General features: G+C 71.3%; 25 protein-coding genes and 1 pseudogene. 17 read left to right on the plus strand and 9 right to left on the minus strand.

Translation table 11 applies throughout. The annotated features are described in order from the left end of the window. Nucleotides 1-53: 53 nt before the first annotated feature. The 3 genes from OHT21_RS01705 (at nucleotide 54) to OHT21_RS01715 (ending at nucleotide 2,337) form a co-directional block, all read left to right on the plus strand. Nucleotides 54-782 carry a phosphatase PAP2 family protein gene (locus OHT21_RS01705; protein ID WP_328766346.1) on the plus strand — a complete coding sequence of 243 codons (729 nt, stop codon included), beginning with the start codon at nucleotides 54-56 and terminating at the stop codon, nucleotides 780-782. 10 nt (nucleotides 783-792) lie between these two features. After that, the gene (locus OHT21_RS01710; protein ID WP_328766347.1) at nucleotides 793-1,485 is read left to right on the plus strand and encodes an HAD family hydrolase; all 693 of its coding nucleotides are present in this window, start codon (nucleotides 793-795) and stop codon (nucleotides 1,483-1,485) included. A 141-nt stretch (nucleotides 1,486-1,626) separates the two neighbouring features. After that, on the plus strand, nucleotides 1,627-2,337 hold the full coding sequence (locus OHT21_RS01715; protein ID WP_328766348.1) for a TetR/AcrR family transcriptional regulator: 711 nt from the start codon (nucleotides 1,627-1,629) through the stop codon (nucleotides 2,335-2,337). Here OHT21_RS01715 and OHT21_RS01720 read toward each other — a convergent pair. Next, nucleotides 2,316-3,827: an LVIVD repeat-containing protein gene (locus OHT21_RS01720; RefSeq protein ID WP_328766349.1), complete on the minus strand. Its 1,512-nt coding sequence runs from the start codon at nucleotides 3,825-3,827 to the stop codon at nucleotides 2,316-2,318. The genes OHT21_RS01715 and OHT21_RS01720 overlap by 22 nt on opposite strands. Before the next feature lie 241 nt (nucleotides 3,828-4,068). Here OHT21_RS01720 and OHT21_RS01725 point away from each other — a divergent pair, with 241 nt between their 5' ends. Together OHT21_RS01725 and OHT21_RS01730 are read left to right on the plus strand one after the other, a co-directional pair. Further along, complete coding sequence (locus tag OHT21_RS01725) at nucleotides 4,069-4,689, plus strand: DUF305 domain-containing protein (RefSeq protein WP_328773931.1); 621 nt, start codon at nucleotides 4,069-4,071, stop codon at nucleotides 4,687-4,689. A gap of 137 nt (nucleotides 4,690-4,826) precedes the next feature. Further along, complete coding sequence (locus OHT21_RS01730; protein WP_328766350.1) at nucleotides 4,827-6,179, plus strand: FAD-dependent oxidoreductase; 1,353 nt, start codon at nucleotides 4,827-4,829, stop codon at nucleotides 6,177-6,179. 38 nt (nucleotides 6,180-6,217) lie between these two features. Here the strand turns inward: OHT21_RS01730 and OHT21_RS01735 are convergent, their stop codons facing one another. Next, nucleotides 6,218-6,574 (minus strand): ArsR/SmtB family transcription factor, encoded by a 357-nt coding sequence (locus OHT21_RS01735; protein ID WP_328766352.1) that lies wholly within the window; start codon nucleotides 6,572-6,574, stop codon nucleotides 6,218-6,220. Between the two features lie 183 nt (nucleotides 6,575-6,757). Here OHT21_RS01735 and OHT21_RS01740 point away from each other — a divergent pair, with 183 nt between their 5' ends. After that, nucleotides 6,758-7,837, plus strand: coding sequence for an NADH:flavin oxidoreductase/NADH oxidase (locus OHT21_RS01740; protein WP_328766353.1), 1,080 nt, complete (start codon nucleotides 6,758-6,760; stop codon nucleotides 7,835-7,837). A 10-nt stretch (nucleotides 7,838-7,847) separates the two neighbouring features. Here OHT21_RS01740 and OHT21_RS01745 read toward each other — a convergent pair whose 3' ends face one another. Beyond that, nucleotides 7,848-8,426, minus strand: coding sequence for an Rv1733c family protein (locus OHT21_RS01745; RefSeq protein ID WP_328766354.1), 579 nt, complete (start codon nucleotides 8,424-8,426; stop codon nucleotides 7,848-7,850). Between the two features lie 212 nt (nucleotides 8,427-8,638). Here OHT21_RS01745 and OHT21_RS01750 point away from each other — a divergent pair, with 212 nt between their 5' ends. The 4 genes from OHT21_RS01750 to OHT21_RS01765 all read left to right on the plus strand — a co-directional run bounded on the left by OHT21_RS01750 (nucleotide 8,639) and on the right by OHT21_RS01765 (nucleotide 12,624). Then, nucleotides 8,639-9,724, plus strand: coding sequence for a WD40/YVTN/BNR-like repeat-containing protein (locus OHT21_RS01750; RefSeq protein WP_328766355.1), 1,086 nt, complete (start codon nucleotides 8,639-8,641; stop codon nucleotides 9,722-9,724). A gap of 118 nt (nucleotides 9,725-9,842) precedes the next feature. Then, on the plus strand, nucleotides 9,843-10,520 hold the full coding sequence (locus OHT21_RS01755) for a uracil-DNA glycosylase (RefSeq protein WP_328766356.1): 678 nt from the start codon (nucleotides 9,843-9,845) through the stop codon (nucleotides 10,518-10,520). Further along, nucleotides 10,517-11,581, plus strand: a complete 1,065-nt coding sequence (locus tag OHT21_RS01760) for an N-acetylglucosamine kinase (RefSeq protein ID WP_328766357.1) — start codon at nucleotides 10,517-10,519, stop codon at nucleotides 11,579-11,581. The genes OHT21_RS01755 and OHT21_RS01760 overlap by 4 nt, the downstream gene beginning before the upstream one ends. Before the next feature lie 119 nt (nucleotides 11,582-11,700). After that, nucleotides 11,701-12,624 carry a sirohydrochlorin chelatase gene (locus OHT21_RS01765; protein WP_328766358.1) on the plus strand — a complete coding sequence of 308 codons (924 nt, stop codon included), beginning with the start codon at nucleotides 11,701-11,703 and terminating at the stop codon, nucleotides 12,622-12,624. A 101-nt stretch (nucleotides 12,625-12,725) separates the two neighbouring features. On the opposite strand, the gene OHT21_RS01770 is transcribed toward OHT21_RS01765, so the two are convergent. Next, on the minus strand, nucleotides 12,726-13,766 hold the full coding sequence (locus OHT21_RS01770; protein WP_328766359.1) for a lactonase family protein: 1,041 nt from the start codon (nucleotides 13,764-13,766) through the stop codon (nucleotides 12,726-12,728). Nucleotides 13,767-13,867: 101 nt separating this feature from the next. After that, entirely contained in the window at nucleotides 13,868-15,571 is a 1,704-nt protein-coding gene (locus OHT21_RS01775) for an FUSC family protein (RefSeq protein ID WP_328773932.1), read from the minus strand. Nucleotides 15,572-15,773: 202 nt separating this feature from the next. Between OHT21_RS01775 and OHT21_RS01780 the strand changes: the two are divergent. Both OHT21_RS01780 and OHT21_RS01785 read left to right on the plus strand, forming a co-directional pair. After that, nucleotides 15,774-16,249, plus strand: a pseudogene (locus OHT21_RS01780) (Lrp/AsnC family transcriptional regulator). 92 nt (nucleotides 16,250-16,341) lie between these two features. Next, a complete protein-coding gene (locus OHT21_RS01785) occupies nucleotides 16,342-17,037 on the plus strand; it encodes an HAD family hydrolase (protein ID WP_328766360.1) in 696 nt (231 codons plus the stop codon). A gap of 25 nt (nucleotides 17,038-17,062) precedes the next feature. Here OHT21_RS01785 and OHT21_RS01790 read toward each other — a convergent pair whose 3' ends face one another. Both OHT21_RS01790 and OHT21_RS01795 read right to left on the minus strand, forming a co-directional pair. After that, nucleotides 17,063-18,253, minus strand: a complete 1,191-nt coding sequence (locus tag OHT21_RS01790) for a zinc-dependent alcohol dehydrogenase (RefSeq protein ID WP_165338413.1) — start codon at nucleotides 18,251-18,253, stop codon at nucleotides 17,063-17,065. Nucleotides 18,254-18,394: 141 nt separating this feature from the next. Further along, nucleotides 18,395-19,423, minus strand: coding sequence for an NAD-dependent epimerase/dehydratase family protein (locus OHT21_RS01795; RefSeq protein WP_328766361.1), 1,029 nt, complete (start codon nucleotides 19,421-19,423; stop codon nucleotides 18,395-18,397). Nucleotides 19,424-19,577: 154 nt separating this feature from the next. On the opposite strand from OHT21_RS01795, the gene OHT21_RS01800 reads away from it, so the two are divergent. After that, nucleotides 19,578-20,003: a PPOX class F420-dependent oxidoreductase gene (locus tag OHT21_RS01800; RefSeq protein WP_328766362.1), complete on the plus strand. Its 426-nt coding sequence runs from the start codon at nucleotides 19,578-19,580 to the stop codon at nucleotides 20,001-20,003. A 24-nt stretch (nucleotides 20,004-20,027) separates the two neighbouring features. On the opposite strand, the gene OHT21_RS01805 is transcribed toward OHT21_RS01800, so the two are convergent. Beyond that, nucleotides 20,028-20,582 carry a TetR/AcrR family transcriptional regulator gene (locus OHT21_RS01805; protein WP_443050611.1) on the minus strand — a complete coding sequence of 185 codons (555 nt, stop codon included), beginning with the start codon at nucleotides 20,580-20,582 and terminating at the stop codon, nucleotides 20,028-20,030. 224 nt (nucleotides 20,583-20,806) lie between these two features. On the opposite strand from OHT21_RS01805, the gene OHT21_RS01810 reads away from it, so the two are divergent. The 4 genes from OHT21_RS01810 to OHT21_RS01825 are packed head-to-tail and all read left to right on the plus strand — an operon-like array spanning nucleotide 20,807 to nucleotide 25,815. Then, nucleotides 20,807-21,376, plus strand: a complete 570-nt coding sequence (locus OHT21_RS01810) for a 2Fe-2S iron-sulfur cluster-binding protein (RefSeq protein ID WP_328766364.1) — start codon at nucleotides 20,807-20,809, stop codon at nucleotides 21,374-21,376. Continuing rightward, a complete protein-coding gene (locus OHT21_RS01815) occupies nucleotides 21,373-22,365 on the plus strand; it encodes an FAD binding domain-containing protein (RefSeq protein ID WP_328766365.1) in 993 nt (330 codons plus the stop codon). The genes OHT21_RS01810 and OHT21_RS01815 overlap by 4 nt, the downstream gene beginning before the upstream one ends. Then, nucleotides 22,362-24,497, plus strand: coding sequence for a xanthine dehydrogenase family protein molybdopterin-binding subunit (locus OHT21_RS01820; RefSeq protein ID WP_328766366.1), 2,136 nt, complete (start codon nucleotides 22,362-22,364; stop codon nucleotides 24,495-24,497). Before OHT21_RS01815 ends, OHT21_RS01820 begins: the two co-directional genes overlap by 4 nt. Beyond that, entirely contained in the window at nucleotides 24,490-25,815 is a 1,326-nt protein-coding gene (locus tag OHT21_RS01825) for an XdhC family protein (protein WP_328766367.1), read from the plus strand. Before OHT21_RS01820 ends, OHT21_RS01825 begins: the two co-directional genes overlap by 8 nt. Here the strand turns inward: OHT21_RS01825 and OHT21_RS01830 are convergent. Beyond that, nucleotides 25,767-26,633 (minus strand): fructosamine kinase family protein, encoded by an 867-nt coding sequence (locus OHT21_RS01830; RefSeq protein WP_328766369.1) that lies wholly within the window; start codon nucleotides 26,631-26,633, stop codon nucleotides 25,767-25,769. The genes OHT21_RS01825 and OHT21_RS01830 overlap by 49 nt on opposite strands. Nucleotides 26,634-26,759 lie beyond the last annotated feature (126 nt).

Here is a 26,759-nt window from a genome sequence, read left to right on the forward strand (position 1 = left end):
GCCGTACGCCCCGGAGTTGGCCTTCGGCCCCAGCGGTCCGCGAGAATCGTTCCATGCACTCCCCCACCGTCGACTCGCCACCCCGCACCGCGGCCCCCACAACCGCCGTCCGCGCCGCGGTGGCCCTCGCTGTCCCGTCCGTGCTGCTGATCGCGCTCGTCGCCCTGTCCTGGGGCCCGCTGATGGACCTGGACGGCGACATCGCGCGTACGACGCACGGGTGGGCGGTCGACGAGCCCGACGTCACGCAGACGTCCCGCATCCTGACGGACTGGGTCTGGGACCCCTGGACCATGCGCGCCCTGGCCACGGCGACCGTGCTCTGGCTGATCATCCGGCGCTCGGCCTGGCGGCCCGCCCTGTGGCTGGCTGCCGCCACCCTGCTCGGAACCCTGCTCCAGCAGGGCATGAAGGCCGCGGTCGGCCGGGAGCGCCCCGTGTGGCGCGACCCCGTGGACTCGGCGCACTACGCCGCCTTCCCGTCCGGCCACGCCATGACGGCGGTGGTGGTCTGCGGCCTGCTGCTGTGGCTCCTGCACCTGTACGGCGCCGGGCGCGTCCTGTGGCGCATCGCCCTGACCCTCGCGGCGGTCTCCGTGATCGGTGTGGGCCTCACCCGCGTCTGGAACGGCGTGCACTGGCCGACGGACGTGCTCGGCGGCTGGCTGCTCGGCGCGCTGACCGTCGCGCTGACGGTGGTGGCGTACGAGCGGTGGCGGGCGCCTTCGCCCGATGTGCCACAGCGGCCACTTGCCCAACAGGAAGAACAGGAACACCGGTAAGGTCCAGCGCGTGACTGCTGTCTTATTCGACTTCTCCGGAACGCTCTTCCGTATCGAATCCACCGAGTCCTGGCTGCGCACGACGCTGGCCGAGGCCGAAGTGTCCCTCCCCGAGCCCGAGTTGATCCGCGCGGCCCGGGAACTGGACGAGGTGGGCGCGCTGCCCGGCGGGTCCTTCCCCTCGCGGCGGATCCCCGATGAGCTCGCCCATGTGTGGGAGATCCGCGACAAGAGCGCCGCGCTGCACCGCGCCGCGTACACCGGCCTCTCCCGTCAGGTGCCGCTGCCCGATCCCGCCCTGCACGACGCGCTGTACGCCCGCCATATGGCACCGGCCGCGTGGCGCCCGTACCCCGACACGGCCGAGGTGCTGGGCGCGCTGCGTGAGCGCGGTGTGGCGGTCGGCGTGGTCAGCAACATCGGCTGGGATCTGCGGCCCGTCTTCCGAGACCACGGCATCGACCCGTACGTCGACACCTACGTCCTGTCGTACGAACACGGCATCCAGAAGCCGGACCCACGCCTGTTCGCGATCGCCTGCGACGCCCTCGGCGTCGATCCGCGGGACGTGCTGATGGTGGGCGACAGCCGCCATGCGGACGGCGGCGCGGCGGCTCTGGGCTGCGGGGTGCACTTCGTCGACCATCTGCCGGTGACCGAGCGCCCGGACGGGCTGCGACCGGTGCTGGACCTGGTCGGCTGACGGCTCTGAGATTCCCGTCCGCCTGGACGATCCCCCGCGTCGCCCAGGCGGACGGCAGCCCGAGAGGGACCCCTGAGAAGGGGTCGCCATGGACCCGCTGAGTATAGTTGGCTGGCAGCCAGTCAACACAGGAGTTACAGGATGTCCCCCCGCAGCCGCTCGGTCAATGAAGAGTTGCGGCGGCGATCCCGGGAAAAGCTGCTGCAGGCGGCACTTGAGCTGGTCAGCGCGCATGGTTACGAGGCGACAACACTTGGCGACATCGCGGACCGTGCGGGCTCCGCGCGCGGACTCGTCTCGTACTACTTCCCGGGCAAGCGGCAGCTCGTGCAGTCGGCTGTCCACCGGCTGATGCACTGCACGCTCCGGGAGGCGCTGGAGCGGGAGCCGCGCACCGAGGACGGGCGGGAGCGCTTGGCGCGCGCCATCGACGCGGTCCTGGGCCTGGCCCGGGACCATCCGGTGCTGATGCGCCAGCACATGGCCGGGATACTGCAGGCCGAGGGGTTGGTGCAGTGCCCGGAGCAGCAGCGCCTGGCGGAGCTGCTCAAGGACACCGTCTCCCGGTACGGTTCCGCGGACCCCGCCGCCGACTATCCGATGCTGCGGGCGCTGCTGATGGGCTCGGTGTTCGCGGCCCTGGTGCCGGGCGTTCCGATGCCGCTGGCGACCCTGCGGGCCGAGCTGTTCAAGCGGTACCGGCTCGACTGGGAGCTGGGTGTCCCGCCGGACGCCGAAGCGCCCGGCGGGACCTGTGGCGCAGACCTGTCACGATTCTTCTCGCCCCAGGACCGCGAAGCCGACGCGGCAAGCCGAGCCGGCCGCGCCGATCAGCCCCACCAGCCGAAGTAGTCCGGCTGGGTCTGCACGTTCAGCTCGGACATACGGATCCACTTCGCCGGGTCCGTACGCCGGTCGCTGATCTTCAGGACGTCGAAGCCCTTAGCGGTGTCGTTCGAGTAGATGTAGCCGTTGTAGTAGTACGCCGACCAGCTACCGCCGAACGTCAGGGCGTCTGTGGCGATCGGACCGCGCTCGAAGTAGGCGATCTCCTTGGGCTTCGAGGAGTTGGTGAAGTCCCAGACGGAGACGCCGCCCTGGTACCAGGCCTGGACCATGATGTCCCTGCCCTTGACGGGGATCAGCGAGCCGTTGTGGGCCACGCAGTTCTCGGTGTCCGCCTGGTGGCGCGGGATCTTGAAGTAGCTCTTGAAGACCAGCTTGCGCTTGTCGCCCTTGCCGACGAGGTCGTAGATGCCGTCGGCGCCGCGGTTGGGTCCGATGGCCGCGTTGCAGGTGGCCGCGCCGCCGCCGCCCAGCTCGTCGGTGAAGACGACCTTGTTCGCCTTCTGGTTGAAGGTCGCCGAGTGCCAGAACGCGAAGTTCACGTTGTCCTGGACCTGGTCGATGACCTTCGGGTTCTCCGGGTCCTTGATGGAGAACAGGATGCCGTCGCCCATGCAGGCGCCCGCCGCGAGGTCCTTGGAGGGCAGCACGGTGATGTCGTGGCAGCCGGTGGTCTTGGAGACGCCCGGGTTGGTGGGTGCGCCGGGGTTGCCGCCGCCGTCGGGACCCTCACCGGGGAAGATCACCGGGAAGCCGACGACCTCCGCCTTCTGGGGCGCCTTGCGGGGCACCTTGATGACCGAGATGCCGTCGTGCGGCGGCTTGCAGTCCGGGAAGGTGGCGCTGGGCGAGTACGAGGAGACGTACACGTAGACGTTCCGGCGCTCGGGCACCAGCGTGTGCGTGTGCGAGCCGCAGGCGGTCTCGACGGCGGCGACGTAGCGGGGGTTCCGCTTGTCGCTGATGTCGAAGATCTTCATGCCCTCCCACGAGGACTTCTCGGTCGCGGGCTGCGAGGTGCTGTTGCAGGAGTTGTCGCTGCGCGAGGAGTCGGTGGAGAGGAAGAGCAGGTTGCCGGAGACGGAGATGTCGTTCTGCGAGCCGGGGCAGAGCACCTGGGCGACCGTCTTCGGGGCCTTGGGGTTGCTGATGTCGAAGACGCGGAAGCCGTCGTAGTTGCCGGCGTACGCGTACTTCCCCTGGAAGGCCAGGTCGGAGTTGGTGCCGGGCAGGGCGTCCTTGGGGGTGTTGCCGACGTGGGTGATGTTGTCCGAGTGGACGATCTCGTCCTTGCCGGGTATGTCGCCGCTCTCGATCGCTTCCCTGACCTCGGCCGCCTTGCTCTTGGAGACCTTGTCCGGGGTGGCCGGCGTGTCCCCCGGGTCCGGGGTGGCGACCGCCGGACCGGCCGTGAGCAGCGCGGCCAGGAGTCCGGCCGCGGTGGCGACAACTCCCAGTCGTCTGCGCCGTGTTCGGTGGTTGTTCAACAGGGTCACTGCGTCCTCCCTTGTAGCCGTTCGCAGTTGAACGGTTAAGGCACCACGGCAGTATCGTCTTCATCATGCTCAGAACAACAGGGCGCAATGCAGTCGTAACGAATCTCTCCGATCATTCACGAACGGCAACATGTCATCGGCGATCGGTAACGGGGTAGGACGTCTCTCAACACCCACAAGGTGTCCGCCCTTTCATGTGCCACAGGAGGCCGCTGTGCTCATCCGTCGTACGTACCGTCACATGGTCACCGCCTCCGTGACGGTCGCCGTGCTCACGCTCGCCGGCTGCACCGGTTCGGACGACGACCCCAAGTCCGCGTCGGGCAAGGGCCCTTCGGTGATCGCTCCGGGGAAACCGGGCGAGGCGGCCGAGACGCTCTCCGCCGAGGACGCCGAGAAGCGGCTGCCCGACGACTCCCCCAACTCGGCGGACTTCGACTACGCGCGGATGATGATCGAGCATCACGCCCAGGCCCTGGACATGACCGAACTCGCCCCGAAACGCGCCGAGTCGACCCAGGTCAAGCGCCTCGCCGAGCGGATCGCGGCCGCGCAGGGGCCGGAGATCGACGCCATGAAGGCCTGGCAGCACGCGCACGGCGGCGCGAAGAAGGGCCAGGCGCACGACCATGAAGCGATGCCCGGTATGGCGACCGAGGCCCAGCTCAAGAAGTTGCGTGCCGCAAAGGGGAAGGCCTTCGACGAGCTGTTCATCAAGCTGATGATCACCCATCACGACGGCGCCATCACCATGGCCACGGATGTGCTCGCACAGGGCAACAACGTCCAGATCGGCGAAATGGCCGACGACGTGATCGCCCAGCAGACGACGGAGATCAACAAGATGCGGGACATGCCCTGACGACGGCACGCACGGCGCCCGGGTGGTGCACTCCGGTGGCGTAGCGACGCGTTCGTGGCCCTCCCGTGGACGGCGGCTCGGTGCGATTCTGGAGGTAGCAGCGATCTCCTCGTTCTCCTACGGGAAGGAGTTCCGCCGTGCTGCACGTCGCCGTGGTCGGTTCGGGGCCGAGTGGGGTCTACGCCGCGCAGAGTCTCGTCCAGCAGAGCCAGGTGCCGGGGGTCCACGTGGACGTACTGGACCGGCTGCCGTGCCCGTACGGACTGGTGCGGTACGGCGTGGCCCCCGACCACGAGAAGATCAAGTCGCTGCAGAACAATCTGCGTACGGTTCTGGAGCACGAGCGGGTGCGGTTCCTGGGCGGTGTCGAGGTCGGCCCGGGCGGGGTGCCGGCCGCCCGGCTGCGGGAGCTGTACCACGCGGTCGTGTACTGCGTGGGAGCCGCCACCGACCGGCATCTCGGAGTGCCCGGCGAGGAGCTGCCGGGGAGCTGGTCGGCGACCGAGTTCGTGTCCTGGTACAGCGCGCATCCGGACGCCACCGCCGACGGCTTCGTGCTCGGCGCGCGGGCGGCCGTCGTCATCGGCGTGGGCAACGTCGCGGTGGACGTGACCCGGATGCTGGCCCGCAGCGCCGCGGAGCTGAGCCCCACCGACATGCCGCAGGGAGCCCTCGCCGCGCTGGCCCACAGCCAGGTGCGGGACATCCAGATGGTGGGGCGGCGCGGCCCGTCCCAGGCCCGCTTCACCACCAAGGAGCTACGGGAGCTGGGCACACTGCCCGACACCGAAGTGGTCGTGGACCCCGAGGAGTTGGCGCTCGATCCGGCGTACGCGGACCCCTCCGCGCTCCCCGCCGCCCAGCGCCGCAACGTGGAGGTGCTGCGCGGCTGGGCCACCCAGCCACCGAGTGGCGGTTCCCGGCGGATCCGGCTCCGTTTCTTCCTGCGCCCGGTCGAGCTGCTCCCCGCCGGGGAACGGGTCGGCGCGGTGCGTTTCGAGCGGACGGTGCCGGACGGACACGGCGGCGTGACGGGCACGGGGCAGTACGAGGACATCGAGGCGCAGCTGGTCCTGCGCTCGGTCGGCTATCGCGGGGTGCCGCTGGAGAGTCTGCCCTTCGACGCCGAACGCGGCACGGTGCCGCATCTCGCGGGACGGGTCCTGCGCGAGGGCTCGGTGGCGCCGGGCGAGTACGTGGCGGGGTGGATCAAGCGGGGTCCGACGGGAGTGATCGGCACCAACCGGCCCTGCTCGAAGGAGACGGTGACCTCGCTGCTGGAGGACGCCCCCGAACTCGTACGCCGTGAGGTGCCGGACGATCCCCTCGAGGTGCTGCGTGCGGAGGGTCTGCGGCCGGTCGAGTGGTCGGGCTGGCTGGCGATCGAGCGGGCGGAGGCGGAGCTGGGGGCCTCATTGGGTCGGAGCGTGGTGAAGCTTCCGGACTGGCAGTCGCTGATGGAGGCGGCCCGGGCGGCGAACGCCCGGTAAGGGGCTTGCTCTTCAACTGCCGTGTCTCCAAGGGCGGTTCAGCTGTCCTCGAGGCGGTCGGCCTGACGAGCGGCGGCGGCGAGGACGCTGTCGAGAAGTCCCGGGAAGAGATCGTCCAGGTCGTCCCGGCGCAGCCCGTTCATCTTGGCGGTGCCCCGGTAGACCTGCCGGATCACTCCGCTCTCGCGCAGCACCCGGAAGTGGTGCGTGGTCGTGGACTTGGTGACGGGCAGGTCGAAGTGCGAACAGGAGAGCTCGTCGCCGTCGGCGGCGAGCTCTCGTACGACCAGGAGCCGCATGGGGTCGGAGAGTGCGTGCAGCACGGCTTCCAGCCGGAGCTCCTCGCGTGTGGGGTGCGGGAGTTCACGGCTGCTGGTGGGGGCGGCGGTCGTCACGGCGGGCTCCAGTCCTTGTGCTCGGGCCTTCGGGTCCGGAGGTCCGGCGGGTTCCCAGGTCTCCGAGGGCAGTATCGCTCCGGAGGGTTTCATTGTACGAGAACTCTCGTAGTTTGACATCTCCCGTACTACGATGCTTATCGTACGAGTCGTAACCCGGCCCCGTGACGATTGGAGTCCGCCGTGAGCGCGCTCTTCGAGCCCTACACCCTGCGCGATGTGACCATCCCGAACCGAGTCTGGATGCCCCCGATGTGCCAGTACTCGGCGGCGCCCGAAGGCCCGGACGTGGGCGCCCCGAACGACTGGCATTTCGCGCACTACGCGGCGCGCGCCACCGGCGGTACGGGGCTGATCGTCGTCGAGGCCACGGCCGTCAGCGCCGAGGGCCGGATCTCGCCGTACGACCTCGGCATCTGGAACGACACACAGACCGAGGCCTTCCGCCGGATCACCGGTTTCCTCAAGGGGCAGGGCACCGTTCCGGCCGTGCAGCTCGCGCACGCCGGACGCAAGGCCTCGACCGACCGCCCGTGGAAGGGCGGCGCTCCGGTCGGTCCCGAGGTGCACGGCTGGCAGCCGCTCGGGCCCAGCCCGCTCCCCTTCGACGCGAACCACCCGGTGCCGACCGAGCTCACGGTCGAGGGGATCCGGGAGGTCGTCGAGCAGTTCGCCGACGCCGCGCGGCGCGCTCTCGCCGCCGGCTTCGAGATCGTCGAAATCCACGGTGCGCACGGCTACTTGATCGGTGAGTTCCTCTCCCCGCACTCCAACCGCCGCACGGACGCGTACGGCGGCTCGTACGAGAACCGCACACGCCTGGCTCTCGAAGTCGTCGACGCCGTACGGGCCGTATGGCCGGACGACAAGCCCCTCTTCTTCCGGATCTCGGCCACCGACTGGCTGGAGGAGAACGGCTGGACGGCCGACGACACGGTCCGCTTCGCCGCCGAACTGACTGCCCATGGCGTCGATCTGCTGGACGTCTCCAGCGGCGGCAACGCCTCGGGGGTCCGGATCCCCGTCGGCCCGGGCTACCAGGTTCCCTTCGCCGCCCGCGTGAAGAGCGAGACGTCCATGCCCGTCGCCGCGGTCGGCCTGATCACCGAGGTCGAGCAGGCCGAGAAGATCGTCGCCAATGGTGAGGCGGACGCGGTGCTGCTGGGCCGGGAGCTGCTGCGCAACCCGTCATGGGCCCGGCATGCGGCGCGGGAACTCGGCGCCGAGGCGCACGTTCCGGACCAGTACCACCGGTCCGTCTGAGCGCGCCCCCTCAGCCCGTCTTCCTCCCCCACTGCGGGCCGAACTTCTCCCATTCCGCGTCCCACTGCTCCATGCGCCGCTGGTCCAGGCGCTTGCGCAACAGCCGCCCGCCGCCGAGGGGCACGGCGGCGGCGCAGGCGCCCACCAGCACCCCGGACATTCCGGCCCGCAGTCCGGCCTGGTGCGCGCTGGCAGGCTTGGTGACGAGGCGGCCGTCGCGGTCCGTCCACACGACGACGGGGGTACCGGCGGTGCTGCCGGGGTCGACACGCGCCTGGCCGGTGTGCGGCGCACCATCCGCCGCGGTCCAGCGCACCTCGGCCCAGATCCGTTCGTGGCTGGCCGCGGAGGTGCTCGCGGCGGGGGTGTTCTTAGTGGTCAGGGCGAGGACGGGATGCCACTCGGCGCGCTGCTGGGCCAGGGTGCTCTCGACCGCGTGTGCCGTCCCCAGTCCGGCGAACAGACCGGTGACCAGCATCAGGGTCCAGGTGGTGAGCAGGAGCCAGGACTCCAGTTCGTCGCTGCGGCGCCGCAGCGGGTTGCGCCGCCATCGCCACAGCCACACCTTCGGACCACGGAATGCCGCCATCGAACGCCCCAATCTCCTCACCGACGCACCAGTCCCCCTCCCTCCCATACGCGAGCGATCGCCCCGGTGCTCACAGGGAGACGTTCCCCACATCACCGTTGGTCGCCGAGATACCGTCTGACCTGCGCGGATGGCGCGTCCAGAGGTGATTGTCAGTGCCTGGGTGCAGACTGACCCGTGTCTGCTGACAACGACGTCCGGAGGTGGTCGGCATGGCCGACGTACTGCTCACCGTAGGCACACGGAAAGGCCTGTTCATCGGGCGACGGCGCGGCGGCGCCTGGGAGTTCGACGACAGTCCGTACTTCAACGCGCAGGCCGTCTACTCCGTCGCCATCGACACCCGCGGCGATGTGCCGCGGCTCCTCGTCGGCGGGGACAGCGCGCACTGGGGCCCGTCCGTGTTCCACTCCGACGACCTGGGCCGCACCTGGACCGAACCGGCCAAGCCCGCGGTCAAGTTCCCCCAGGACACGGGGGCTTCGCTGGAGCGGGTGTGGCAGCTGCATCCGGCGGCGGCCGAGCCGGACGTGGTGTACGCGGGCACGGAACCGGCCGCGTTGTACCGCTCCGAGGACCGCGGCGAGACCTTCGAACTCGTCCGTCCCCTGTGGGAGCACCCGACGCGCTCGCAGTGGGTGCCAGGCGGCGGCGGAGAGGGCCTGCACACGGTCATCACGGACCAGCGCGATCCGCGCGCGGTGACGGTCGCTGTCTCCACGGCCGGTGTCTTCCGTACGCAGGACGGCGGTGAGAGCTGGGCGCCCTCCAACTCCGGTGTCTCCGCGGTGTTCCTGCCCGATCCGAACCCGGAGTTCGGCCAGTGCGTGCACAAGATCGCACAGGACGCGGCGACGCCGGACCGGCTGTATCTGCAGAACCACTGGGGTGTCTACAGAAGCGACGACGCGGGCGCGCACTGGACGGACATCGGCGAGGGCCTGCCGTCCACGTTCGGATTCGCCGCGGCCGCTCACCCGCACCGCGGGGACACGGCGTATGTGTTCCCGATCACCGCCGACTCGGACCGGGTCCCGGCCGAGCGCCGATGCCGGGTCTTCCGCACGGCGGACGCGGGCAAGACCTGGGAGGCGCTCTCGGCGGGACTTCCGCAAGAGGACCATTACGGCACGGTGCTGCGCGACGCGATGTGCACCGACGGCGCGGACCCGGCGGGCGTGTACTTCGGCAATCGGAACGGAGAGGTGTTCGCCTCGGCCGACGACGGGGACAGCTGGCGGCAGTTGGCGTCGCATCTGCCGGATGTGCTGTGCGTACGGGCGGCGGTGATCGACTGAGCTCTCGCGGTCACCTGTTGAGCCCTGGCCACCCCTGGCCGTCAACGGACGTATCACGCTTGGTCGTTCCGCGGCCACCGGTTGATGGAGCCCGTCCGGGCGCCAGTAGGGTGACGCCGTGGCTCCACGACCGTTGCATGAAATCGTCGAACCGGGCTGGGCCAAGGCCCTGGAACCCGTGGCCGGACGGATCGCCGAGATGGGCGACTTCCTGCGTGCGGAGATCGCCGCGGGACGCACCTATCTCCCGGCGGGCTCGAATGTGCTCCGTGCCTTCCAGCAGCCGTTCGAGGAGGTCCGGGTTCTCATCGTCGGCCAGGACCCTTATCCGACACCGGGACATGCGGTGGGGCTGTCGTTCTCGGTCGCGCCCGAGGTGCGGCCGCTGCCCGGCAGCCTCATCAACATCTACCGGGAGCTGGGCAGCGACTTGGGTCTGCCGCAGCCGTCCAACGGCGACCTGACGCCCTGGACCAAGCAGGGCGTGCTGCTGCTCAACAGGGCGCTGACCACAGCCCCGCGCCGTCCCGCCGCGCACCGGGGCAAGGGCTGGGAGGAGGTCACGGAGCAGGCGATAAGAGCGCTGGCCGAGCGTGGTGGGCCGCTGGTGTCGATCCTGTGGGGGCGCGACGCCCGTAACCTCCGGCCGCTGCTCGGTGACCTGCCGTCGGTGGAGTCGGCGCATCCCTCGCCGATGTCGGCGGACCGCGGCTTCTTCGGTTCGCGCCCGTTCAGCCGCGCCAACGACCTGCTGGTCCGTCAGGGCGGCGAACCCGTGGACTGGCGGCTGCCGTGACCGGTCCCGGCGAGCTGTCGGGCGTACTGGGTGTGGACTCCGGGGGTTCGGGTCTGCGGGCCGTACTGGCGGTCAAGGGTGGCCAGGAGGGCCTGGACGGCGGGAGTACGGCTCCGCTGGAGTCCAGGGAGCCGGTGCGGACGGGGCCGCGCGGTATCGACTCCGGGCATCTGGTGGAGCAACTGGTGCCGATGGCGCGGCAGTTGATGGCGGACGCGGGGATCGCCACACTCGCCGCCGTCACCGTAGGGGCCGCGGGTTACACCTCTCTGGGTGACTCCCTGCGCGCCGACCTGCCGTCCGCGCTGGCACGCGAACTGGGCGTGCACAGGCTCGCGTTGGCCGCAGACGGGGTCACCGCGTACGTGGGCGCACTGGGGCAGCGGCCGGGTGCGGTGGTCGCGGCCGGCACCGGTCTGATCGCGATCGGCATGGAGCGGACGAGCTGGCGCAGGGCGGACGGCTGGGGCCATCTGCTGGGCGACCACGGCAGCGGGGCGTGGATCGGGCGAGCCGGACTCGAAGCGGCCCTGCGCGCGCACGACGGACGCTCCGGGGGATCGGCCCCGCTCCTGGCGCGCGGCGAGGCGATGTTCGGCCCGGCCGACACCTGGCCCGGGCAGCTCTACCCGCGCACCGACCGCCCCGCCCTGCTCGCGTCCTTCGCACCCGAGGTGGCCGTCTGCGCGGACGGCGACCCGGTGGCCGCGGGCATCCTGGCCGAGGCAGCCCGGCACATCGCCGACGCGGCCCACGCGGTCTGTCCCACCAGCGACGAGGTCACCGGGGAAGTCCAAGTCGCCCTTACGGGTGGACTGTTCAAGATGGGCGACCCCCTGCTCGTACCCCTGCGTGCCGCGCTGACGGACCGGCTGCCGTATGCGCGACAGGTTCCGGCCGCGGGCGATCCGCTCGCCGGCGCCGTACGCATCGCCGCCGACCTGGCCGAGGACCGGCTGACGCTGCCGCGCGAGGTGGACATGCTGCACGTGGTGGCGGAGCCCCACACGCCCGAGGCCCTCGCAGCGGAGACCCCGGCACCCGAGACCCCCGGCCCTTGATCCGTACGTACGCAAAGAGATCAATCCGTACGTAACTCATCAGACAAAACCGGACGTATACCGCTCACCTGCACCCTCCCCGAACAGGGGAGCCCCAGAAACCAGTAACATGCGGCGCCATGAGCTCCCCCACTGGGCCCGAGTCCGGCCTGCCAGTACGAATGCCGCGACCCCGCCAGCCCGGGCGGCACCGCCGTCCGGAGCCGCTGTCGGCTCCCGAGGGCGCGCCCGCGCTGCTCCTCGCGGTGCCCGGCACGCCCAGCGGTGCCGTGCGCAGCCTTGCCGAGGAGGTCGTGAGCATCGCACGCTCCGAGCTGCCCGGCCTCGACGCCCGGATCGGGTACCTCGACGGTGACGAATCGGAGTTCCCCACGCTTCAGTCGGTGCTTGTGCACGCCGCTGAGGAGCGCACCGCACGCTTTGAGCAGGCCCGTGCCGCCGGCGTGGACGTCAGGGAGCCGGAGGGCCCCGTCGCCGTCGTCGTGCCGCTGCTCGCGGGCCCGGACAACGCGCTGCTGCGCCGTATCCGCCAGGCGGTCATGGAGAGCCGTGTCGCTGCCGAGCTGACCGATGTGCTCGGCCCGCACCCGCTGCTCGCCGAGGCGCTGCACGTCCGTCTTTCCGAGGCGGGTCTGGCGCGCGCCGACCGCGCCCGGCTGTTCACCGTGGCGACCGCCGCGGACGGCATCATCCTGGCGTCCGTGGGTGGCGAGGAGGCCGTACAGGCGGCCGGGATCACCGGCATGCTGCTCGCCGCCCGCCTCGCCGTGCCGGTGATGGCGGCGGCGCTCGACGAGGAGGGCGCGATCGCCTCCACCGCCGAGCAGCTGCGTTCCTCGGGCTCCCAGCAGCTGGCGCTCGCGCCGTACCTGATCGGCCCCGAGCTCGACTCGACGCTTCTCGACGCGGCCGCGAAGGAGGCGGGTTGCTCCGCCGCCGAGGGGCTCGGCGCGTACCCGGCGATCGGCAAGCTCGCGCTCTCCAAGTACACGACGGCACTGGGCATCGCCCCGCAGCAGCCGCAGGGTGCGCCGGTTCGCTGACACCGCACGCTGTACGACGAAGGGCCCGCTCCTCTCGCAGGAACGGGCCCTTCGTCGTGTCTGGTCGCCAGTCGTGTCTGGTCGCCAGTCGTGTCTGGTCGCTAGTCGAACACCACGCACGACGCCGCGGGCGCCTCGATGGAGCCGCCGCGGCGCGGGATGCCGGTGTCCTGGTCGAGCGCGAACCAGGTGACGTCGCCGGAGCGCTCGTTCGCCACGTACAGGAAGCGTCCCGAAGGGGCGAGGGCGAGCGCGCGCGGCCAGTTGCCGCCGCAGGGCACCGTGATGACCGGGCGAAGCTCGTCCGCGTCGGCCGCGAGCACGGAGAGGACGTCCTGGCCCCGGGTGGCGGTCCACACGAAGCGGCCGTCAGGTGAAACGACGATGCCCGAGGGGTACGCGTCGCCGTCCGGGGCGACCGGCAGCACCGGCGTCTCGCCGACCGGCCGCAGGGTGCCGTCAGCGGCGTCCCAGCGGCAGACGGTGACGGTGGGCGCGAGCTCGTTGACCACGTACGCGTGCTCGCCGTCCGGATGGAACGCGAGGTGGCGGGGCCCCGACCCGGGGCGCAGCGCGATCTCGCGGTGCACCTCGAGCGCCCCGTCCCGCAGCGCGCACACCCGTACGGAGTCCGTGCCCAGGTCGACGCTCACGGCCCACCGCCCGCTCGGGTCGGGCTGCACCTGGTGGGCGTGCGGGCCCTGCTGACGCTGGGTGTGCGGGCCTGCGCCGGAGTGCTGGAGCACACCGGAGGCGGCGCTCTCCAGGGTGCCGTCCGCGCGGATGGGCACGGCGCTGACGCTGCCGGAGCCGTAGTTGGCGGTCAGGACGTGTCCGGCGTGCACGCAGAGGTGGGTGGGCCCGCTGCCGTCAACCGGGACCGGCGGGCCCGCGAGTTCCGGTTTGTCGCCCTTGACGCGGTACGCGGCCACCGCGCCCTCGGCCGTCTCGACGACCGTGTAGAGCATGTCCCCGGTGGGCGACAGTGCGAGGTACGAAGGGTCGGGGACGCTGTCAACGCTGCTGAGAGCCGTCAGTGCGCCGCTGTCCTCGTCGAGGGCCGCGGTGAGGACACCGAGACCTCCAGCCGCCGTGAACGAGCCGATGAACGCACGCCGTTGCCGCCTGCCGCCGTCTGCCACTGCCGTCCCCTCTCGGTGCCGCGCTGTCGGGGCGACGGTAGCAGCAGACGATCAAAGGACTGGACCAAGCAGACCGCCCGTGTGACGGCTTGCGTGCGTGCTCAGGCCCTCGCCGTCGAGGAGCCCTGCAGCGGCGCGGCCAGAGCGGCCAGCGCGTGCTCCAGACTGTGGAGGTGGGCGAGAGCCTGGTCGGCTCCGCGGTCGTGGCTGGGCGTCCCTACGTCCTGCGCCCCCGCGGCCGGCACTCCCACGCCCGGCGTCCCCGCGGACGACGCCACGGCACGTTCCGGCATCGCGCCGAGTCCGGCAAGCTCCGGTGCGGTGCGGTAGCGCTCCAAAGAGGCGCGGGGCTGGGACATTTGCGGTTCCGCCGCGATGCGGGTTCCCCCGGGTTCGAGCGAAGCCGAGAGCTTGGGCGCACGACCAGCCACGACGGACCCGTAGCTGACGCGCCGGGCTCTCAGCGGAGCGCTAAGCCCTTCGATCGCCGCCTCGACCCGTCCGCACGCCGCGGTGAGGCGGGCGTCGTGCGAGGCGTCGGGGTCGGCGGCGACGGCCGCGAGACCGCGTACCTCGCGGGCGCAGTCGTCGAGCAGCGCGAGCACCTGCCGGGCCCTGGCCTTGCGAGCCCGCATCGGGTTGAGCGGGTGGACCAGCGGGGCGAGCGCGAACCGTACCCGGCCGAGCAGCGCCTCCAACTCCGCGGCGGGCCGCGCGGGGTCGGCGTCCAGGTCACCGGCAAGGCGCCGGGCCGCCGCCGAGGTGCAGTCGTGTACGGCGTGCACGGCCCGCGCCACCCAGCGATCGGTCACCGCGTGCGTGGTGACCGGCAGGATCAGTGCGACGGCGAGCGCGGCACCGAGCGCACCGGCCGCGGTCTCGGCGAGACGCAGCCCCAGCAACCCCGGATGCAGCACGCCGAGGAGCCCGTACAGCAGGCCCGCCATGACGGTGACGAAGAACATCATCCAGCTGTACGAGAGCGCCGCCGTGTAGAAGATGCCCCACACGCACACGGCGACGATCACTGCCGTGGGCGTCGGCGCGCCGTGCAGCGGTACGGCGATCAGCAGCCCGGCAGCGATTCCGGTGACCGTGCCGACGAGGCGCCGGAAGCCGCGTACCAGCGTCTCGCCGCGGGAGGCCGTGTTGACGAAGATCCACCAGGCGGTGCCTACGGCCCAGTACCAGCGCTCGTGCGACAGGAACTGGCCCGCCGCCATCGCGAAGGCGCAGGCGGCCGTCGCTTGGAAGGCCTGCCGGGTGGTCGGCCGGGCGAGCCCGCGACCGTCGAGCGGGGCGGGAAGCGCCGGCGGCGGGGTACGTCGCTCGATGCACCACACGCCGAAGCGCACGGCCGAGGTGGCGGCCAGCGACAGGGCCATCGCGGCGTACAGCTGCGGCAGTTGACCGGGGACGGCGTGCAGGAACTGGGTGATGAAGAAGGTCATGAACGCGAAGATGCCGAGCGCGTGACCACGCGGCCCCCAGCGGCGGGCGTACACCCCGCAGAAGATCACGGCGAGCCAGACCGCGTCCCGCACGGCCGGCACCGAGTGCAGCACGGTGGCGAGGGCGAGCACAGGGAAGCCGACGACGGGCAGCAGAGCAGTGGTGGCCGCCTGGCCGCGCACGGTCGGGTCGCCGACCGTGAACAGCGAGAGAAGCGCGGCGAGCCCGCCCGTGATCGAGGCGGGCAGCGAGAGCCCGGCGAGTTCGCAGGTCGTCACCGCGAGACCGACGCCGAGGACCGCCCGCAGCGCGAGCCGGAGCCGTACCAGCCCCGGATCCGGGGCCATGAACATCTTCTTCACCACAACGACCTTCTGGACATGGGAATGGCGCCGCGGGTCCGGTTCCGGCTTCCTTGCCGTCCGGCGCTTCACGACGCCATGTACAGCCACAAGGTAAGCGAGGGGAGGGCAGTGGCTCAACAGGCTCGCGATCGGCTGAGCCATTGGTACAGTCGGGGGCGATCAGCCCAGACCGCAGGGAGGCCAACGGACCATGGCCGTCGACGCACTCGACACCCGCATCCTGCGACTGCTCCTGGAGCAGCCCCGCACCAGCGTCCGCGAGTACGCCCGCACCCTCGGCATCGCCCGCGGCACGCTCCAGGCCCGGCTCGACCGCATGGAACGCGACGGCGTGATCACCGGCACGGGCCCCTCCCTCTCCCCCGCCGCGCTCGGCCACCCCGTGCTCGCCTTCGTGCACATCGAGGTCACGCAGGGCCATCTCGACGAGGTGGGCGACGCCCTGGCCGCAGTACCGGGATCATCGAGGCGTTCTCGATCACCGGCGGCGGTGACCTGCTGACCCGGGTCGTCGCGCGCGACAACGCCCATCTGGAGGATGTGATCCAGGCGCTGATCAGCCTGCCGGCCGTGGTCCGCACCCGTACGGAGGTGGCGCTGCGGGAGCGCGTTCCGCACCGGCTGCTGCCGCTCGTGGAGGCGGTCGGGCGCGCGGCCAAGAACTGACCGGTGACGCCAAAAGACCAGACGCCAAAAGACCGATCGGCGGCCGAGAGCAGTTCAACGGCCGATAACCCGCCCTTGGCATCCTGGAAGCCATGAGCACTCTCGGCGGCACCGCGGTCATCTTCGATCTCGACGGCACACTCGTGGACAGCGAGCCCAACTACTACGAGGCAGGACGTCAGACGCTCGCCGAGCACGGCGTCACGGATTTCACCTGGACGGACTTCGAGGAGTACGTCGGCATCAGCACCGCGGAGACGGTCGCTCACTGGAAGGAGCGATACGCCCTCGAGGCCCCGCGGGACGTGCTGCTCGCGGAGAAGAACCGGCGCTACCTGACGCTGGCCCGCACCGCCACGCACGTCTATCCGGAGATGCGGAAGTTCGTGGAGCTGCTGGCCGCCGAGGGCGTACGTATGGCCGTGGCCTCGGGTTCCTCGCGGGAGGCCATCGAGGCGATCCTGGCGGGCACAGGCCTGGACGCCTCGCTGCGCACCGTCGTCTCGGCCGAGGAGGTCGACCGGGGCAAGCCCGCTCCGGACGTCTTCTTGGAGGCGGGACGCCGACTGGGAGCGGCCCCGGCGGACTGTGTGGTCCTCGAGGACGCCGCTCCGGGCGCGGCGGCGGCGCACGCGGCCGGGATGCGCTGCATCGCGATCCCGTACCTGGCGGCGCAGGCCGACGACCCGGCGTTCGCCACGGCCGGGTTGCTGCTGCGCGACGGCCAGAGCGAGTTCACGGCGCGGGCCGCGTACGACTGGCTCGTACGCTCGGCTGCGTCGTCCTGATCTGGCGCCCCTCGGCCCTCTTGGTTCAAGGCTGGAAGAGGATCTTCACCGCTTCCTCCTGCTTGCGCTGGAAGATCTCGTACGCGTGCGGCGCCTCCTCCAGCGGAAGCCGGTGGGTGGCGAAGCCGTCGACTCCTAGCGGGTCCTCGTCGGTGAGCAGCGGCAGGATGTCGTCGACCCAGCGCCGTACGTTCGCCTGGCCCATCCGGAGCTGGATCTGCTTGTCGAACATCGTCATCAGCGGCAGCGGCGAGGCCATGCCGCCGTAGACCCCGCTCAGCGAGATCGTGCCGCCGCGCCGCACCAGTTCGATGGCGGTGAGGAGCGCGGCCAGCCGGTCGGTGCCGGCCCGTTCGGCGAGCCGGGCGGCCCACGCGCGGGGCAGCATCGCGGACATCTGCTGAGCGGTCCGTCCTACGGGACTGCCGTGGGCCTCCGTTCCCACCGCGTCGATCACGGCGTCGGGCCCACGGCCGTCGGTCCGGTCGCGGATCTCCTCGATGAGTTCCTTGCGTCCCTCGTACCGCCGCAGGTCGTACGTCTCCACGCCCCGCTCGCGCGCCCGGCGCAGCCGCTCCGACACCAGGTCGACGCCCATGACGATCTCGGCCCGCTGGAGCCGGGCGATCCTGCAGCACATGTCGCCGATCGGTCCGAGGCCGAGGACGGCGACGGATCCGCCGGGCGGGATGTCGGCGTACTGCACGGCCTGCCAGGCCGTCGGCAAGACGTCCGAGAGATAGACGTAGCGGTCGTCCGGCGGCCCGTCCGGTACCTTGATCGGCCCGAACTGCGCCTGCGGGACCCGCAGATACTCGGCCTGGGCGCCCGGCACGCCGCCGTACAGCCTGGTGTAGCCGAACAGCGCCGCGCCCATGCCCGAGTCGTGCACCTGGGTGGTCTCGCACTGCGTGGGCAGCCCGGCGCCGCACATCCAGCAGTGCCCGCAGGCGATCTGGAAGGGCACGACGACCCGGTCGCCCGGCTTCAGCCCGGTCACCTCGGAGCCGACTTCCTCGACCACGCCGATGGGCTCGTGCCCGAGGATGTCGCCCGGTGTCATGAACGGGGTGAGCACTTCGTACAGATGCAGATCGGAGCCGCAGAGCCCGCTGGAGGTGATGCGTACGATCGCGTCCGTCGGTTCCTCGATCTCCGGGACGGGTACGGTCTCCACCCGTACTTCGCGCTTGCCCTGCCAGGTCACGGCCCTCATCGTGCGCTCCCTTCACCGCTGCTCGTCGGCTGCCCCGGCCGCCGGCTGCTCGCCCGGCTGCTCGTCGTCGCCGGAGGCGCTCGGCGAGTACCCGCCTTCGCGACGCTCATCCGCTGAAGGGCTCACCTCCGAGGGGCCGGGTCAGCCGACCTTCGCGCCCGCCAGCGGGGCGGTCTCCTCGCCGGCGCCCTCGCGCATGCCCTGCAGGACTTCCTCGACCGCCTCGATCGCGGTGTACCGCGGCCGCCAGCCCAGTTCGTGGCGGGCCCGAGTGCAGTCCATGAGGGGCAGCCGCAGCACCGCGTCGAACAGCTGCGGCGAAGCGGGCACCAGGTGCAGACCCCAGGCCGCGGCGAGCGCGGACCGCGCCGCCTTGCGGGGCATCCGCACCAGCCGGGAGTGGAACAGCTCACCCAACACCTCGGCGTCCAGCGGCGGTTCGGCCGCCAGGTTGAAGGCGCCACGGACATCGCTGGTCACGGCGAGCCGGTACGCCTCGGCCGCGTCCTCGGTGTGCAGCGCCTGTACGCGCAATCCGCGGACGTCCGGCAGCACGGGCAGCAGCTCCGGCCGGGCCAGCGGTCCCGGCTTGAAGCGCCCGGCGAACAGACGGCGCTGCTGGCTCCCCGACTCCTCCTTGAACAGGAAGGCGGGCCGCATACGGACCACGCGCGTCTCCGGCCGCTCATACTCGAAGGTGTCCAACACCCGCTCCACATAGGCCTTTTCACGGCAGTACGCCGCTTCCGGCCAGCCATGCGTCGGCCATGACTCGTCCACGGCACGCTCCCTCGGACCCGGCGAGTAGGCGCCCACCGAGGAGGCGTACACCAGCGTCGGCACCTTGGCGGTGGCCGCCGCGTGGAACACCTTCACGCTGCCGAGCACATTGGTGCGCCAGGTGACCGCCGGGTCCCGGGCGGGCTGGAGCTTCCAGGCCAGGTGGACGACGGCGTCGGCTCCCTCGAAGTGCTTGGTCAGCTCGGACTCCGCTGTCAGATCCACCGCGGCCCACTTTGCCGACGACACCGGCGGCTCGTCGGGCAGCCTGCGCGCGATGCCGAGTACGGAGTCCACCTGCGGATCCTCGCTCAGAAGACGCATCACGCTGGTGCCCACGTTCCCGGTGGCACCGGTGACGACGACCCGCAGTCCGGTTGCACTGCTCATGATCGGCTCCTCTCCTGGCTCCGTCACCGTGACGCGTTCCCCCTGCGCGGGAGGCAAACGTGGTGGCAGCGTGGGGGCGCACCAACCGTGGATCCGCATCACGCGGCCGTGCACCATATGAGGAACGCGAAGATCGCGACCAGCAGGAGGACTTATGTCGAAGCCGCCGCTCCCGGACGCCGCCGTCGCCATGCTGAAGAAGCCCAACCCGGCTGTCATCGCCACGGTGCGCTCCGACGGGCAGCCGGTGTCCGCGGCCACCTGGTACCTCTGGGAGGACGACGGGCGAGTACTGGTCAACATGGACGAGGGCCGCAAGCGGCTCGATCATCTGCGCAACGACCCGCGGGTCACGCTCACGGTGCTCGACGAGGGCAACTGGTACACGCATGTCACGCTCATCGGCCGGGTGGTCGAAATCCGCGACGACGAGGGCCTGGCCGACATCGACCGCTTGTCCCGGCACTATGGCGGTCGCCCGTACCCGCAACGGAACCGTGCCCGGGTCAGCGCCTGGCTGGAGATCGACCGCTGGCACGGCTGGGGCAAACTCCGGGACAGCAGCCAGGCGGCCGGTTGAGCATCGCCCCTCGACGGCGCCCGCTCAGCGCCCCGGAGCGCCGGCGCGCAGGCCGTCCATGACGAGGTCCATGAGTCGCCCGGCGCGGTCCTGCCAGTCCCCCTGGGGATCGATGTGCCAGAGGCCGGTGATGGCGAGGATGAAGTCGTCGAGTGTCACCCCGGGGCGGATGGTGCCGGCCTCTTCGTTCGCCTTCAGCAGGAGCGCGACGGCCTCGCTCACGGGGCCGTGCCCCGGTCGCGCAGGCCCCCCGGGCGCACTGGTCGCTTTGCTCATGGCGTCGGCCAACCCCGCCTTGGCCATGGCGTACTCGGCCAGGCGGTCCATCCACTCGCGCAGCGCCTGGTCCGGTGCGCGGGTCTGCAGCAACTGGGCCGCGGCGTCGGCGACCTGCTGCATTTCGTGGCGATACACCTCCAGGACGAGAGCTTCGCGGCTGGGGAAGTTCCGGTAGAACGTGCCCTGCCCGACCCCCGCCTTCTTCGCGATCGAACTCAGCGGAGCATCTGCTGAACGGGTCAGCTCCACCAGGGCCACTTCAAGGATGCGCTCGCGATTCCGTTGCGCGTCCGAGCGCATTGGCGCGTCATTTCTGTCCTGCACCCGTCCTCCTTCCAGGAATCACGTCAGGGCCTCCCTTGCTAAGCGGACAACTGGCCGTTAGGTTTCTGACTACCGGACAGTTGTCCGCTTAAGTCCACTCTAACCGCGGACACCCCTGCGCGAACGGCCGGAACTGTTCGCCGACCCGCATTGTCCCGTCCGGCTTCGACGCGCACCACCCACGCGAAGGAAGGCCGACCATGACCCCAGTTCCCCCGACGTACAGCGCCATTATCCTCAACATCAATGGCGAGAAGTACACCCTGCCCGTCGACCACCGCACCACCCTGCTCGACGCACTGCGCGAGCATCTCGACCTGACAGGTACCAAGAAAGGCTGCGACCAAGGTCAGTGTGGTGCCTGCACGTTACTGATCGACGGACGCCGTGCCGTCTCGTGTCTCCAGCTCGCGGTGGCCGCCGAGGGGCGTGAGATCACCACCATCGAAGGCGTCGCCGAGGGCCAGCAACTGCATCCCGTACAGCAGGCGTTCCTCGATCTCGACGGCTACCAGTGCGGCTACTGCACTCCGGGCCAGATCTGTTCGGCCCTCGGCGTGATCGAGGAACACGCGGCGGGCTGGCCGAGCGCCGTCACCGATGACGTACGACCCGAAGCGGGGCCCCCACCGCTCAGCGCGGACGAGATCCGGGAGCGGATGAGCGGCAACCTGTGCCGCTGCGGCGCGTACGTGTCCATCGTGCAGGCAGTCGCACAGGCGGCAGAGGCGCAGACGACCGAGGCCGAGGCCGAGGAGGCAGCCGCATGAGGGAGTTCGGCTATCAGCGCGTCCTCGATGTCTCCGGCGCGGTCGCGCTGCTCGACGCCGATCCGGACGCGCGCTACCTGGGCGGCGGCACCAACCTCGTCGACCTGATGAAGACCGGCGTGGAACGGCCCGCGCGGCTCGTCGACGTACGCGAACTGCCCCTCGACCGGATCGAGTCGACGAGAGACGGTGGTCTGCGCATCGGCGCCACCGTCACCAACAGCGACCTCGCCGCGTACCCCGAAGTCCGGCGCCGCTACCCGGCATTGACGCAGGCCGTGCTGGCCGGCGCCTCCGGGCAACTGCGCAACATGGCCACCGTCGGCGGCAATCTGCTCCAGCGCACCCGCTGCGGCTACTTCACCGACGTGACCAAGCCGTGCAACAAGCGCGTCCCCGGCAGCGGATGCCCCGCCATCGAGGGCGAGCACCACAACCACGCGATCCTCGGCGCCTCCGAGCACTGCGTGGCCGCCCACCCCTCGGACATGGCGGTGGCGCTCACCGCCTTTGATGCCGTCGTGTCATACGAAACCGCGGACGGGCCGGGTGAGTTGCCGCTCGCCGACTTCTATCTGCCCGTGGGTGACACCCCGCATCTGGAGACCGCCCTGCCACCCGGCGCGCTGATCACCGGCCTCACCCTGCCGCCGACGCCCACAGCCGCCAACTCCCGCTACCGCAAGGTGCGCGAGCGTGCCTCGTACGCCTTCGCGATCGGCTCGGTCGCCGCCGCGCTCGACGTCGAGGACGGGCTCGTACGCGACGTGCGACTGGCCTTCGGGGCGGTCGCGTCCCGGCCGTGGCGAGCCCGGGAGGCCGAGCGGGCCCTGACCGGGGGGCCGGCGACGGCCGACGCCTTCGCCGCCGCCGCGGACGCCGAACTGGCCGCCGCCACTCCCCTGCCCCGCAACGGATACAAGATGACACTGATGCGCAACCTGGTCGTGGCCGTACTCACCGAACTCGCCGAGGAGGCCGCCCGATGACCACGACGACCCGGGCCACCCCGATGAGCGGTGCGGTCGGCACCGCGCACATCCGCGTGGAGGGCAGGGACAAGGTCACCGGAGCCGCCCGCTACGCCGGAGAGATCCCGTTCGACGAACTGGCCCACGGCTGGCTGGTGTTGTCCACCATCGCCCGCGGACGCATCCGATCCGTGGAGGCCGACCCCGTCCTCGCGATGCCCGGCGTGCTCGCCGTCCTGCACCACCAGAACGCGCCGCGCGTCACCACCGATTACATGAGCATCGTGGGCCCGCCGGACCCGGCCCTCGCGATCCTCCAGCACGATCAGGTCCCCTACGCGGGCTGGCCGGTCGCGCTGGTCGTGGCCGAGACGTCCGAGCAGGCCAGGGAGGCCGCCGAGGCGCTCGTGATCGAGTACGACGAGGAGCCGCACGACGTCGCCTTCTTCGCCGGCCGTCCGGATGTGTACACGCCGGCGGACTCCGTCGTGCCGACGGACGAGGTGAAGGGCGACGTGGAGGCCGAACTGGCCGCGTCCGCCGTCGTCGTGGACGCGGAGTACACCACACCGGAGGAATACCACAGCACGCTGGAGCCGCACGCGGCGACGGCTCACTGGGACGGCGGCCGGCTCGACGTCGTCGATTCCAACCAGAGCACCATGTGGGTGGCCGGTGAGCTCGCGCAGTTGTTCTCCCTCGATCCGGCCTCGGTACGGGTGCGGTCCGAGCACGTCGGCGGCGGCTTCGGGTCCAAGGGCGTCCGACCGCACCAGGTGGCCGCCGTGATGGCCGCGACCGTCCTTCAGCGCCCGGTCAGGATGGTGCTGACACGCCGTCAAATGTTCTCGCTCGTCGGCTACCGCAGCCCGACGGCGCAGCGGATCAGGCTCGGCGCCGACTCCGACGGGCGGCTGCGCGCACTCGACCACCAGGCGCAGGCCCTCACGTCGACCGTGCACGAGTTCCTGGAGCCGAGCGCCGCCGTGGGGCGCGTGCTGTACGACGCCGACGCGCACCACACCACCCATCGGCTCGTACGGCTCGACGTGCCGACCCCGACCTTCATGCGCGCGCCCGGCGCGGCGTCGGGTTCGTTCGCGTTGGAGTCGGCGCTCGACGAACTCGCCGAGAAGTGTGGCGTGGACCCGATCGCGCTGCGGGCCCGCAACGAACCCGAGGTGGGTCCCGTGTCCGGGCTGCCGTTCAGCAGCCGTAACCTGCTCGCCTGCTTCGAGGACGGTACCCGCAGGTTCGGCTGGGCGGAGCGCGATCCCCGTCCCGGACTGCGCCGCGAGGGTCGCTGGCTGCTCGGGACGGGCACGGCGGCGGCCACGCACTCCTCGGGGGTCGGCCCGTCCACGGCGGCCATGACCGCGGAGGCGGACGGCACCTTCACCGTACGGATCAACGCGACGGACATCGGAACCGGAGCACGGACCGCGCTGGCCCTGGTCGCCGCGGAGGCGCTGGCGGTGGAGCCGGGGCTCGTCCGCGTGCACATCGGGGACAGCGACCTCGGCCCGGCGATGTTCGCCGGCGGCTCGATGGGCACCCGCTCCTGGGCATGGGCGGTGATGCTCGCAGCGCGCGAGCTGCGGGAGCGACTGGCCCTGGGCGGCGGCATCCCACCGGAGGGCATCACCGCCCGGTCGGACACCTCCGAGGCGGTCGGCGCCCTCGCGCAGAAGGAACGGCACTCCTTCGGAGCCCAGTTCGCCGAGGTCGCCGTCGACGTCACCAGCGGTGAGGTGCGCGTGCGGCGGATGCTGGGCGTCTTCGCCGCCGGCCAGATCATCAACCCGCTGACCGCGCGCAGCCAGTTCATCGGCGGGATGATCTGGGGGCTGTCCATGGCACTGCACGAGGAGGCGTTCCGGGACCCGGCGTCGGGTGCCTTGGTCGGCGCCGACTTCGCGGGCTACCACTTCGCGGCGAACGCCGACGTACCGCTCATCGAGGCGCACTGGGTCGACGATCCGGACCCGGACGACCCCGTCGGGATCATGGGCATCGGCGAGGTGGGGATCGTGGGCGCCGCGGCGGCGATCGCCAACGCAGTCTGGCACGCGACCGGCGTACGCCACCGGCAGCTCCCGATCCGGCCGGACCGGCTCTTGCTGGCAGCGCAGGGGGTCAGGAGTGCTTGATCTCGCCGAGGAGCTGAATCGCTGGGTCGAGGAGGGCCGCGCCTTCGCCGTCGCCACCGTCGTGGCCGTGAGCGGCAGCGCACCGCGCAGTCCGGGCGCCGCGCTCGCCGTCGACAGCGAAGGCACGGCCATCGGTTCGGTCTCCGGCGGCTGTGTGGAGGGGGCGGTGTACGACCTGTGCGTCCAGGCGCTCCAGGACGGCGAGGTGGTGCGCGAGCGGTTCGGATACAGCGACGAGGACGCCTTCGCGGTGGGACTGACCTGCGGTGGGGTCGTCGAGGTCCTGGTCACGCCGGTGGGTGCGGACGCGCCGGGCAGGAAGGTGTTCGCGTCGGCACTCTCAGCCGCCGCAGGGGGTGAGGCGGCGGCCCTCGCCCGCGTGGTCCGGGGACCGGTCGAACTGCTGGGCAGGGCGCTGCTCGTCCGCCCGAGCGAAGCGAGATGGGGGTCCCCCCGGACGGAATCTGGGGGAGTAGCGAGATGGGGATCCCCCCGGACGGAGTCCGGGGAAGGATCGTACGAAGGCGAACTCGGCGGGCACCCCGAGCTGGCCCGCACGGTGGTGCACGAGGCCCGCGCCCTGCTGAACGCCGGCCGCACGGGCACGTTCGACATTTCCGCGAGCGAAGCGAGATGGGGGTCCCCCCGGACGGAGTCTGGGGGAGAGTCGCGCTGCGGGGTCGCCCTGACGGTGTTCGTCGAGTCACGCGTGCCGCCGCCCCGCATGATCGTCTTCGGTGCGATCGACTTCGCCGCGGCGCTTGTCAGGGCGGGCAAGTTCCTCGGTTACCACGTGACCGTGTGCGACGCCCGTCCCGTCTTCGCCACGCGGGTGCGGTTCCCCGAGGCGGACGAGATCGTGGTCGACTGGCCGCACCGCTACCTCCGGCGCACCGAGACGGACGGCCGCACGGTCCTGTGCGTGCTCACCCACGACGCCAAGTTCGACGTACCACTGCTGGAGGCGGCCCTGCGGCTGCCGGTCGCGTACGTCGGTGCGATGGGCTCGCGTCGCACCCACGAGGACCGCAACCGACGGCTGCGTGAAGTCGGCGTCACCGAACGGGAGTTGGCCCGCCTGCGCTCCCCGATCGGCCTCGACCTCGGCGCCCGTACGCCCGAGGAGACGGCCCTGTCCATCGCGGCCGAGATCGTCGCGGTACGACAAGGCGGGTCGGGCGTTCCACTGACCGGCTCTGCGACACCGATTCACCGTGACGTGCGGTCCGCGTCGGTCACGCTCGAAGGGCAGGGTGTCCCGTCAGCGGGTCACTTCGCCAGGGCCGACCGGGCCGCCGCGAGGGCCTGCTCGGCGTAACCGCGGCCGAACAACACCGCGTGTACCAGCAGGGGGAAGAGCTGGTGCAGCCCGATGCGGTCCGGCCAGCCGTCGGCGAGCGGCGCCGCTTCCTGGTAGCCGCCCAGCACTCGGTCCAGGTGCGGGCAGCCGAACAGGTGGAGCATGGCCAGGTCCGTCTCCCGGTGCCCGCCGTGCGCGGCCGGGTCGATCAGCCAGGCGTGTCCGTCGGCGCCCCACAGCACGTTGCCGTTCCACAGGTCGCCGTGCAGCCGGGCGGGCGGCTCGGCGGGGCCGGCCAGTTCGGGCAGGCGCTCGCAGACGCGCTCGATGACGGTCGCCTCGGGCTGGCGGATGGTGCCGTCGTCGACCGCTCGGCGCAGGTAGGGCAGCACGCGGTGCTCGGCGTACCAGCGTGGCCAGTCGGTGCCGGGGACGTTGCGCATCGGGGCGAGGCCGATGTACGCGTCCTCGGATCCGCCGGGTGGTGGGGCGCCGAACTGGGGCGCGCCCGTGGCGTGCAGCGCGGCCAGGTCGTGGCCGAACCGGAGCGCGGCCTCGGCGCTGGGGCGCCCGGTCGGGACGCGGTCAGTCACGAGCCAGCGCTCGTCGTGGCCGTGCACCGCCGGGATACGGACCGTGCCGGCGTCCGCCAGCCAGTACAGGCCGGCCGCCTCGGCGCGGGCCGCGCCCGGATCATCCGCGCGCTTGACCATCACCAACTGGCCGCCGTTCAGGGTGACTTCGGCCAGGGCGCCGGACAGACGGCGCTCGCTGGTCGCCGGGTGGCCGGTGAGCCGGGCCGCCGCGGCGGCCGGGCTCTCGCCGTCCTCAGCCATCGGTGGGGGCGTCATGCGTCGGCGCGCTCTCGCTCGCGCTCGCGCACGCGGGCGCGGGCGCGGGCGCGCAGTCCGGGCGTCGCGGCCTCGATCGTGGCCATCACGGGGTGCCTCCGGCGGTCGGGC

The sequence above is a fragment of the Streptomyces sp. NBC_00286 genome (assembly GCF_036173125.1).
Lineage (GTDB): Bacteria > Actinomycetota > Actinomycetes > Streptomycetales > Streptomycetaceae > Streptomyces.